This window comes from Streptomyces sp. CNQ085, from assembly GCF_022614595.1.
Lineage (GTDB): Bacteria > Actinomycetota > Actinomycetes > Streptomycetales > Streptomycetaceae > Streptomyces.
Map to the genome: position 1 here is coordinate 1 of NZ_JAJFAU010000164.1, position 10751 is coordinate 10751.

The 10751-nt window shown below is 74.0% G+C and carries 7 protein-coding genes; 4 read left to right on the forward strand and 3 right to left on the reverse strand.

Features of this window, described 5'->3' with window-relative positions; translation table 11 throughout:
• Positions 1-1437 (forward strand): asparagine synthase-related protein (locus LJ221_RS21095; RefSeq protein ID WP_241718306.1); only part of this gene is annotated, 1437 nt, incomplete at its 5' end.
• Between the two features lie 78 nt (positions 1438-1515).
• Here the strand turns inward: LJ221_RS21095 and LJ221_RS21100 are convergent.
• Together LJ221_RS21100 and LJ221_RS21105 are read right to left on the reverse strand one after the other, a co-directional pair.
• Entirely contained in the window at positions 1516-3438 is a 1923-nt protein-coding gene (locus LJ221_RS21100; protein WP_241718307.1) for a sigma-70 family RNA polymerase sigma factor, read from the reverse strand.
• A 387-nt stretch (positions 3439-3825) separates the two neighbouring features.
• The gene (locus LJ221_RS21105; protein ID WP_241718308.1) at positions 3826-4689 is read right to left on the reverse strand and encodes a TetR/AcrR family transcriptional regulator; all 864 of its coding nucleotides are present in this window, start codon (positions 4687-4689) and stop codon (positions 3826-3828) included.
• 380 nt (positions 4690-5069) lie between these two features.
• On the opposite strand from LJ221_RS21105, the gene LJ221_RS21110 reads away from it, so the two are divergent.
• Together LJ221_RS21110 and LJ221_RS21115 are read left to right on the forward strand one after the other, a co-directional pair.
• The gene (locus tag LJ221_RS21110) at positions 5070-6422 is read left to right on the forward strand and encodes an NAD(P)/FAD-dependent oxidoreductase (protein ID WP_241718312.1); all 1353 of its coding nucleotides are present in this window, start codon (positions 5070-5072) and stop codon (positions 6420-6422) included.
• Between the two features lie 147 nt (positions 6423-6569).
• Positions 6570-8300, forward strand: a complete 1731-nt coding sequence (locus LJ221_RS21115; RefSeq protein ID WP_241718309.1) for a SpoIIE family protein phosphatase — start codon at positions 6570-6572, stop codon at positions 8298-8300.
• Here the strand turns inward: LJ221_RS21115 and LJ221_RS21120 are convergent.
• Complete coding sequence (locus tag LJ221_RS21120) at positions 8297-9607, reverse strand: MFS transporter (protein ID WP_241718310.1); 1311 nt, start codon at positions 9605-9607, stop codon at positions 8297-8299. The two genes, LJ221_RS21115 and LJ221_RS21120, sit on opposite strands and share 4 nt — an antisense overlap.
• A 143-nt stretch (positions 9608-9750) precedes the next feature.
• Between LJ221_RS21120 and LJ221_RS21125 the strand changes: the two genes are divergently transcribed.
• Positions 9751-10308 (forward strand): MarR family winged helix-turn-helix transcriptional regulator, encoded by a 558-nt coding sequence (locus tag LJ221_RS21125; protein WP_241718311.1) that lies wholly within the window; start codon positions 9751-9753, stop codon positions 10306-10308.
• Positions 10309-10751: the final 443 nt, after the last annotated feature.

Here is a 10751-nt window from a genome sequence, read left to right on the forward strand (position 1 = left end):
GGACCGGCCCAGCGGCTCGCGGACCGCCCCGGCGGACGGGCCAGAGGGCCCGCGCCCGGCATCGGCGCCGACCTGTCGGGCGGCAGCGCGTCGGCGACGCTCGCGCTGCTGGCCGCCGGACTGCCCGGCGTCCCGGGCACGGTGTACGGCACGCCGGGGACATCGGCGGGCGAGCGGCTGCTCGCCGTCACCTTCAACGACCTGACGCTGGATCCGCTCCCGGGACGCGAGGCCGAGCTGGAACGCGCCCGCGGCATCGCCGAGAGCCCCCGGCTGCACCACGTCGTCGCCGCCGGCGGCGAGGAGGCCCTGCCGTACACCGGTCCCGGCGGCGGTCCGCTCGCCGACGGGCCGCTGACCGACGAGCCGGGACCCTCGCTGGTCGTCGCCGAGCGGCACCGGCTGCGTCTGGCGGCCGGCAGCGCGGACCACCTGTCCGGATACGGCGCCCGCGAGGTGCTCGACGCGCACCCGGCCCGGCTGGCCGACCTGCTGCTGGACCGGCGCCGCCGCCATCTGCTGCGGCCGGTCATGGCGCTGGCGAAGGCGGAGGGCGCGGCCGGGCGCTCGGTGCTCGTGCCGCTCACCGTCTACCGCGCGGCACGGCGGCTGGCCCGTACGCCGTACCGGGACGGGGTGCTGGAGACGGCGCGGCGGCTGCGGGAGCGGGACGTCACCGGGAGCGTGGCGGGCGCCGGGGCCTGGAGCGCGGGCGGCGCCGTCCACGAGACCGGGCCCGGGGTGCTCGACGCCTCGCTGTCCGCCCTCGCCTGGTGCCGCCCGGGGCCGGCCGCGCGCTGGCTGACGGGGGAGGCGCTGGCCGAAGTATCGATTCGGCTGGAGAGGGCGGCCCTCCGCCCGGCGCCCGGGGAGACGGGCACGCGTCCCGGGGAGCGGCGGGCACGGGCGGCGCTCGCCCGGCTGGCCGCCGACCACCGGATACTCGAACAGGCCGCGGAGGTCCGCGGCCAGCGGCTGCACGCGCCCTTCCTGGACAACCAGGTGGTCCGGGCCTGCCGGGCTCTGCCCGAGGCGCTGCGCGTACAGCCGGGGGCGCGGGCGGCGGTGCTGCGCGCCGTCCTGGCGGGAGCGGGTGTCCACGAACTGCCGCCCGGCTGGGGCGCCCCCTCCCGCGCCACCCACACGGCGGCGGCCCGGACGGGACTGCGATCCCGCGTCGGCGATCTCATCGACCTCTTCGACGCGCCCCTGCTGGCCGACGCCGGGCTGGTGGAGGCCCGGGTCGTCCGCAAGGCACTGCGGGCCGCGGCTGGGGGTGAGGCGCTGCCGCTGGACGGGCTGGCGGAGCTGGTTTCCACCGAGGTGTGGCTGCGGCGGCTGCTGGCCCGCCGGGGCAGCTGCTGGACGGGCACGGGCGCGGCCACCGAACGCCGGCGCGCGGTGGCCGGAGGGGTGCCGCAGCGCCCCGGCCTGTGAGTCGGCCCGGTCAGGCCCGGGTGCGCGAGCCCTCCGCGCCAGTACCTGCCGCGGGGGGGGGGGGGGGGGGGGGGGGGATCAGCGGCAGCCGATCCGCGCCCGGGCCCAGGCGGCCATGACCGCCGAGTCCAGCACCCCGTTCGGCTCGACCACCAGCCGCAGCGTCCTCACACCGGCCAGGGGGACGTGGACCGGCACCGGCTCCCCGCCCCGCCGGACGACGCCCGATTCCCACAGCCGGACGCCGTCACCGTACACGGAGAACCTCACCGCGCCCCGCAGCACCGTCAGATCGTCCACACCGGCGAGCGCGTCGAACGAGACGCAGGCACCGCCCAGGTCGACCGACACGGAGGAACGGGCGGGCACCGTAACCCCGTAACCCCGGTCCCGGCCGCCGGTGCGAAGCTGCGAGCGCTGCCACAACCAGCCGCTCCCCTCCCGCACGGAAGGGCCGTCCGAACCACCTCCGCGGGGCAGCCGGTCGAGCCGGTGCACGGTGGTCGCGGAAGGCCGTGACGCCGGCGGGGGTGTCGGCGGAGATGCCGGCGGAGATGCCGGTCCGGTTGTGGGGCCGGCCGTCCCGCCGGGCGCCGGCCCGGAACCGGGCGAGGGCGCCCCGGCTCCCGGCCTCGCCCCGGACTCGGCCGGGGGCCCCGGCGCGTACGGGGATCCGGGCCCCGCGTCCCGTTCCGCACCCGGCCCGGGGAGGTCCTCCGCAGGGGCCGGCTCCCGGCCCGGCGCGTCCTTGCCCATCCCCGCCGCCTCCCGCGGCGACACGGCCCGCGCCCTCGACCCTCCGGCCTCCGCTCCCGTCTCCGCCCCACCGGGCGCGTCGGTCGCCGAAGGCCGTGCCTCAGGCCCCTGGTATGAGCCCCGTAGCCGCTGACCGTCCGCCACCAGCGCCAGTGTCAGCGCGGCGGCCACGGCGGCGGCCATCACCCCCGCCGTGATGCCCGCCTTCGCGGTCGACCCCAGCCCGTCGAACGCCGCGGCACCACTGCCGGCCGCACTGTCCACGCCCCCGGACGCGACCGGGCCCGCTTCCGCGGCCACCGGGTACGCCCACACGGAGAGCCCTCCCGCCGAGCCTGCCCGCCAGGCTTCTCCCCCCTCGGCCCAGCCCCGCTCCGCATGCCCTTGCGCCGCACACGCCCGCGCCGATCCCACCATCGGATACGGTGAGTACACGTCCGCGCCCCAGCCCACGACCGCCAACGGCAGCAGCAACCGGAGCCGTTCGCAGACGTCCCTGGCGTCCAGCGCCGCCGACCGGCAGTCGGCGCACCGCTCCAGATGCCGGCGCAGTCCCCGGTCGGCCCGCGCCCGCAACCCCCCACGCACATACGTCCCCAGCCGGTCGGTACGGCGTGCGCAGTCGCCGCCCGCCGCCCGCGTCCCGGCGGTGTGCACCGTGAGGCAGGACTGCTGTAACCCCTCCCGCGCCCGCTGTGCCAGCACCGCCACCGCGCCCTCCGTCAGGCCCAGCAGCGGCGCGACATCCCGGGGGGACTCATCCTCGATCACGGTGTGCCACAGCACCACCTGCCACCGCTCGGGCAGATCACGGAAGGCGCGCACCGCCGTGGACCGCTCCGCCCTCCGCATGGCACGCACGCTCGTGTCCGCCCGGGAGGCCGCCCCACCTCCCGGTGGCCCGGCCGCCGCCGCGAACACCGCGAACTCCTCGACGAGCAGATCCCGGCCACTCGTCCCCGTCCAGGTCGCCGCCACATCCCGGACCGCCGCCAGCAGATGGGTGCGCACCGCCGTATCCGGCCCTCCGCCACTAGGCACGGCCAGCAGCATTCGCGCGAAGACCTCGTCCGTCAGATCGTTCGCGGCCGCCGCGTCCCGGCAGCAGTGGCGCACGTAGCGGCGCACCGCGTCGGAGTGCCGCCGGTACAGCTCCTCGTACGCCCTGGTGTCCCCACCGCGCATCCGCGAGACCAGTTCCGCGTCGCCGGGCCGGGCACCGGCCGGTTCCGCGTCGCAGGACACGGTGCCCGCCGGACTGTCGGCCCTCTCCACGTCCCGCGAATCGCGGGGCCCCTCCCGTCCGTCAGCACCCAAAGCGAGAACCCCCGTACACACAGTCGCCACCGAACACCGGCAAAGCGTGTCACGGCGAGGGCCGCGCATTCCCGGCCGTGCGCCTCAATCACCCGTCCGGGGCGGGAAACCGCAAAACGGTGCGCATGCGGCCCTCTCGCGAGGTATAGGGCCGAACGGGGGCCACGCGAATCTGACCGAAAAACACTGCTCCACCACCGGGCACCGGGACCCGGCGGCCGCACGACCGCACCTGCCGACGGCCACGCCGACAGGAACCGGCAGACCATGGACCGGACCGCGGACCAGGCTCCGTCCCCCGCCCCGGAACCGGCCTCAGGCCCCCACGGGCTTCGCGTGCCGAGGTCTGAGCCCCTCCAGCAGGATGTCGAGCAGTCGTGCCGAGGCCGCGGCCTGCTGCACCGCGTTCGGCAGGGCCGGCGCCGCCGTGGCTATCACCAGGAGTACGTCCGCGACCGTCACGTCCGACCTCAGTTCGCCGGCCGCCTGCGCCCGCTCCACCAACCTGCCGACGACACCGAGCAGGTCGGAGACGCCCGCGTCCTCCTCGGGGCTCCCGACGCTCCCGGCGCCGTCCCGCCCCTGGCCGACCCTCTCCGGTACGTCCTCCCGGGTGGTCCGGTCGTTCACCAGCCGCAGGCCGGGCTGTCCGTGCTCGCTTCCCTGCGGCGTACGCGATCCTCCCGGGCCGGCCCCCGTGCCCTCGACCGCACCGTCGGGCCCGTCGGCGAACGACCCGACCCGCAGTATTCGAGGCGGTAACAGCCGCCCGGCGCCGGAATCCACCGAGGTGCGCAGAAACCGGGAGAGCGCCGGCCACGGCTCCTCCTCCTGCCCCAGAGCCTCGCGCGCCTGCTCGGCCAGTCGCGCCGTCTCCTCCTGCGCTATACGTCGGACCAGCACGTCCTTGCTGGGAAAACGCCGGTAGACCGTGCCGACTCCGACCCGTGCCCGGCGTGCGACGTCCTCCATCGGAGCGCCGTAGCCCGACTCGCCGAAGACCTCGCGGGCGGCGCGCAGCACGTGCTCCAGATTGCGCTGGGCGTCGACTCGCAGCGGAGTCGTACGCCCGCCGCCCCCGACGCTCCCCCCGCCGGCCGCCCCGCCCGCCCCGCCGTCGGAAGAGTCGGCGACGACGGCGGTTGACCAGCGAGAGCCCTGAATGCCCTGAATATGCATGTTGTATTCCCCCGGTTGTATGGCAGCCTCCCCCCGGAGGCCCCCCACCATTACCGCCGGAACACGGTCATGGCTCCGTCCGGCGTGCTACGAACATAGTTGAGCCCCGGTCACGAGAGAAGAGTGATGTTCCGCCACCTCCGACCCCCGACCGGAGTACGCCGCCCGTCCCCCTCCCGGCTTCTCTCCGCACACCCCTCACACCCCCGCTGAACTGTGCCTTCTCCCGTCCATGGCGGATCGACGAACCCCGGACCCGAACCTTCCGCCGGTCATATGTTTCCCGGGACCTGTGGACAAACGTCCACTCGCGGGTGCGTCATGGACAGGTGACGAAGGAACCCGCGCGCATTCTCGTGGTCGGCGGCGGCTACGTAGGCATGTACACCGCCCTGCGCCTCCAGCGGCGCCTGAAACACGAACTGAGGCGCGCGCGGAAGGGCGCCGGGGGTGCACAGGTCACCGTGCTCACTCCCGACCCCTACATGACCTACCAGCCCTTTCTGCCCGAGGCGGCGGCCGGCTCCATCTCCCCGCGCCATGTCGTCGTCCCCCTGCGCCGCGTGCTGCCCCACTGCCGGATCGTCATCGGCGAGGTGAAGTCCGTCGACCACGCCCGGCGCACCGCCACCGTCGAGACCCTCGCCACCGAGCACACCGGAACCGGCCCCGTCGAGGTGCCCTACGACGAACTCGTCCTCGCCCCGGGCTCGGTCTCCCGGGCACTCCCGGTCCCCGGCCTCGCCGACCACGGCATCGGTTTCAAGACCGTCGAGGAGGCCATCGGTCTGCGCAACCACGTTCTCGAACAGCTCGACGTCGCCTCCTCCACCCGCGACCCCGCCGTCCGCGACGCCGCCCTCACCTTCGTCTTCGTCGGCGGCGGCTACGCCGGTGTCGAGGCGCTGGCCGAGCTGGAGGACATGGCCCGCTACGCCTGCCGCTACTACCACAACATCCGCCCCCGGGACATGAAGTGGATCCTCGTCGAGGCCACCGGCCGCATCCTCCCCGAGGTCGGCGAGGCCATGGGCCGCTACGCCGTGCGCGAACTGCGCGGCCGTAACGTCGACGTACGCCTGGAGACCCGCCTCGACTCCTGCGAGAACCGCGTCGCCCAGCTCAGCGACGGCTCCCGCCATCCCTGCCGCACCCTCGTGTGGACCGCGGGCGTCAAACCCCACCCCCTCCTGGAGCGGACCGACCTCCCCCGCGACGGGCGCGGCCGGCTGCGCTGCACCGCGGCCCTGCGCGTCGAGGGCGTCGAGCACGCCTGGTCCGCGGGCGACGCCGCCGCCGTCCCGGACCTGGCGGCGGCCGGATCGCCCCGGGACGGCGTCTCAGGGGATGGAGGGCCTCCGGAGTGCGCCCCCAACGCCCAGCACGCCGTGCGCCAGGCGCGCCTACTGGCCGACAACCTGGTGGCGTCGCTGCGCGGCCGGGAACCGGCGCGGTACCAGCACTCCTACGCGGGCTCCGTCGCCTCGCTCGGCCTGCACAAGGGCGTCGCCCATGTGTACGGCCGCAGACTCAAGGGCTACCCTGCCTGGTTCCTGCACCGCATGTACCACCTCAGCCGGGTTCCGACGGTCAACCGCAAGGCGCGCATCCTCGCGGAGTGGACGCTCGCCGGCCTGTTCAAGCGTGAGATCGTCTCGCTCGGCTCGCTCGAGCACCCGCGCGCGGAGTTCGAACTCGCCGCGGGCACCGGCCGCCACCCCGAGGGCCCCTGACACCCGCCGGTGTCATCGACCACACTGAACGTGTGACCATGGGTGGGCCCGCGTCAGCGAAGAGTCACCGGGGGGCGCGGCCGGCGCGACGGGCCCGCTCATACACGCCAGACACGAGAACATCGGAATCGGATCGGACCGCACGCAGTGAACTTCACGCGCTGGAGCGCCCGGCTGCCCGGCACGCAACGGCAACGACGCCTCGCCGCCAGGGCCGTACGGCGCCCGCCCGAGGCACCGGCCCCCACCGGCTCCGTCCCGGCCGCCCGGGACGAGCGCGGCGAACCGTCCGCTGCGAACGCCGGGGGAGCCGGACGCGGCCCCGACGTCCCGTCCGTACAGGACCTGTCCGTACAGGACCTGCTCGGGCAGGTCCCCGCCCTGGTCGCCCTCGTCCACGGTCCTGATCACCGCATCGCCTTCGTCAACGACGCCTACGCCGCGGCCTTCGGCCCCCGCACACCCGGCGCCCCCGCCCGCGAGGCCCTGCCGGAACTGGCCGAGCTGGGCCTCCTGCCGCTGATGGACCAGGTCCTGCGCAGCGGCAGGCCCCGCACTGTCAAGTCCCGCCGGGTGGAGGGCCGGGCCGGCGGGGGTCCCGGAGCCGCCGGCGGCACCCGCCTGGGGTACTACACCTTCACCTGCACACCCGTGGAGCTGAAGGGCCCGGGACCGCGGCGCGGCGTCCTCGTCTTCGCCGCCGAGGTGACCGACCAGGTCGAGGCGGCCGAGCGGCTGCGCGTCAGCGAGCGCCGCCAGCGCGAGGCGGCCGTCACCCTCCAGCGCAGTCTGCTCCCGCAGCAACTGGAGCAGCCCGACGACCTGCGGGTGGCCGCCACGTACCGCCCGGGCGGCACCGACGCGGCGGTCGGCGGCGACTGGTACGACGTCATCACCCTGGGCGCGGGCCGCACCGCCCTGGTCATCGGCGACGTGATGGGCCGCGGGCTGCGGGCGGCCGCCGTCATGGGACAGCTCCGCACGGCCGTACGCGCGTACGCACGGCTGGACCTGCCGCCCCACGAGGTGCTCCAGCTCCTCGACGGACTCGCCGCCGAGATCGACCCGAACCAGATCGCCACCTGCCTCTACGCCGTCCACGACCCCAACGAGGGCCGCCTGGCGTACGCCTCCGCCGGCCATCTGCCGGTCCTCGTCCGGGACCCGGACGGCACGGTCCACCGCGCCGACGAGTCCACCGGCCCGCCGCTGGGCACCGGCGGCTGGCTGCACACCTCCGCCTCCGTCCCCTTCGGGGAGGGCTCGGCCGCCGTGCTCTACACCGACGGACTGGTCGAGCGGCGCGACGCCGACATCGACCAGGGCATCGAGATGCTGGAGGAGGCGTTCGCCGGAGCCACCGGCAGTCCCCAGATCGTCTGCGACCGGCTCCTGCGGGCCCTGGGCATCACCGCCGAGCACGACGACGACGTCGCCCTCCTGGCTCTCCAGCACCCGGTCCGCACCGGCCACGAGGCGGAGCTCTTCCACAACGCCGCACTCGACCTCCTGGGAGGAGTCGAGGCCGCCCCGCGCGCCCGGGCCTTCGCTTCGGGAGTCCTGACGAGCTGGCGGTTCCCCCGGGCCCTGCACGACCTGGGGGTGCTGGCCGCCAGCGAGCTGGTCGCCAACTCCCTTCAGCACGGCACCCCGCCCATGTGCCTGCGCCTGCGCCGCACCGACCGCCGCCTGATCGTCGAGGTGACCGATGGCGACGACCACCTCCCGCGCCGCCGCCGCGCCGACCCCGTGGACGAGAGCGGCCGGGGCATCTCCATCGTCGCGACCATCGCCTCCGCCTGGGGATCGCGCCGCACCCCGGGCGGCGGAAAAGCGGTGTGGTGCGAGTTCGCGCTCCCGGACACCGTCCCGCGCTAGCCGGCCCGCACGGCTTCGGCGGACCGGGTCGGCACCGAGGCGGTGACTACCAGGGACGCCCTCAACGGGCTGTCCTGCCAGGGGGTCAGCCTGCGGCCCAGCAGCAGGGCCAGCACGGTGACGCCGAGTGAACACAGCACCAGCATCACGATGTACGGCCCGTGCGCGGTGGCGCCCATCGGCCCGCCCACCGCCGGACCGATCGCCAGTGCCAGCTGCTTCACCAGGGCGAACGCGGAGTTGTACCGCCCGATCATCGGGGCCGGAGCCAGGTCCGCCACCAGCGGCGCCACGGTCGGCGACAGCATCGCCTCGCCCAGCCCGAACAGCGCGTACGTGGAGATGATCGCCGCGACGGCCGCCGCATGGTGGTCGGCCACCAGTCCGGACGCCCCGGCCGCCAGCCACGCCACCGTCCAGATCAGCCCGACCAGCGCGATCACCCGGCTGCGCCGCCGCCGTTCCACCATCCTGAGCACGACGAACTGGGCCAGCACGATCACCGCGGTGTTCGCGGCGAGCGCGGCCCCCAGCGTGGCCGGGGAGATTCCCGAGGTCTCGACCGCGTAAGCCGGCAGCCCGGACTCGAACTGCCCGTAGCAGGCGAAGAACATCACGAAGCCGAGCGCGGACAGCACCACCATCGCCCGGTCGGAGAGCAGCTCCCGCCAGCCGCCCCCGGCCCCGTCCTCACCGCCGGGGGAGGGGCCGCCGGGGGAGGCGCACTGGGCGCGCGGCCCGTCCGGCAGCCGCACCGTCGTCACGGTCGCGCCCAGGACCAGGTACATCGCCGACTCGATCCCGAACAGCAGCAGGAACGACGAGGGTCGTTCGGTGTCCACGACCAGACCACCCAGCAGCCCGCCGACCCCGAGCCCGAGGTTGTTGAGGAAGAACTGCGTGGCGAAGGCGCGCGAGCGTGTCGCGGTGGTGGAGGACCACACGATCATCGTGGCGAGCGCGGGCTGGATCACGGAGAGGCCTGTACCGAAGACGGCGGCGGACACGTACATCGCCGCCTCGCCCTCAAAGAAGGCGATGCCGAGCGAGCCGGCGGAGGCCAGGACCGTTCCCGCGACGGCTACGGGCAGCGGACCGCGACGGTCGATCACCCGCCCGGTGAAGGGCAGCACCACCAGCGCGGCCACGGCGAAGAGCGCGAGCACCGTCCCGGCGGCGCCCGCGCCCAGATTCCGCACCTGGGCCACGTAGATGAACATGAACGGGACGGTGAAGCCGTTGCCGAACGCGCTCAGCGCGTTCCCCGTCTGGATCCGGCGCAGCGTCGCGCCCGTCGCGGTGGTCACACTCACCTGCCTCTGAGTCCGGTGCCGTTGAGGCACGTACAGGGGGAGAAGCCCGAAGAAAGACTTCGAAGATAAACTTCGATGCTAAAGAGTACATGGAGAAAGACTTCGAAGTGAACGAGCACGTGCCATACTCCGGTCCCATGCCTGACCAGCCCTCCCCGGATCCGGACCGCGGCCCCACGCTCGACGAGCAGATCGCCATCTACCAGCGCGAGTACGGCGAGCTGGACCCCCAGGTGGAGAAGATCGTCAATGCGCTCAGCCGCCTCGACCGGCGCATGAGCGTCGCCTACGGGCGCCAGCTGGCGACTCTCGGTCTCAACCACGCCGAGTGGGAGGTGCTGAAGGAACTGGTGATGGCGGGCGTGCCCTACCGCCTGGGCCCGGGGGCCCTCGCCAAGCGACTGGGCCTCACCCCCGCTGCCATGACCCACCGCATCGACCGCATGGCCACCGTCGGCCTGGTCACCCGGGAGCGGGACGAGAGCAACCGCGTACGGGTGATCGTCGGGCTGACCGACGACGGCCGGGAGAAGTGGCTCCAGGTGATGCGAATGGCCTCGGTCTTCGAGGAAGACCTGCTCCAGGACCTGTCCGGCGAGGAGCGTGTCACCCTGGGAGAGCTGCTGACACGCCTGCTGCGCCGGGTCGAGGACACCCAGCCGGACGCCGGCGGCCGTCTCAGCGACCTGGACTGAACGGCCGGACGGAACCCTGTCGGCGCCGGTCCGAAGGGAGCACGGATGCTGCTTGACAGCCGGTGGAGCGATCCGTAAGGTTCTCCGAGTTGCCAGGGAGCCGGAACGGTTCTCCGGGCAGCTCTTCTGTCGCCCTCGGCGGTGACCACTCACTTGGTGTGATTCCCTTCCGGGAGTGAATTGCGGCATGCCGCAATTCCGGTCCGGGCGGCCCGATTAGGAGCCGGACGGGAAATCCGCTACGGTGGTGGAAGCGCCGGAAACGGTGCGGAAAGAAAAGCGGGACCCCGCCGGCGGGGATTCGGAGACCGAAAAGGGATCTGATAGAGTCGGAGACACCGAAGGGAAGCGCCCGGAGGGGCCCCGGAAGGGGTGCCGAAGGAAGCGTCCGTTCCTTGAGAACTCAACAGCGTGCCAAAAGTCAACGCCAGATATGTTGATGC

Coding starts and splice junctions, on each gene's coding strand:
- LJ221_RS21105 (WP_241718308.1), bottom strand. CDS start 4,689: ATGCATATTCAGGGCATTCAGGGCTCTCGCTGGTCAACCGCCGTCGTC.
- LJ221_RS21110 (WP_241718312.1), top strand. CDS start 5,070: ATGTACACCGCCCTGCGCCTCCAGCGGCGCCTGAAACACGAACTGAGG.
- LJ221_RS21125 (WP_241718311.1), top strand. CDS start 9,751: ATGCCTGACCAGCCCTCCCCGGATCCGGACCGCGGCCCCACGCTCGAC.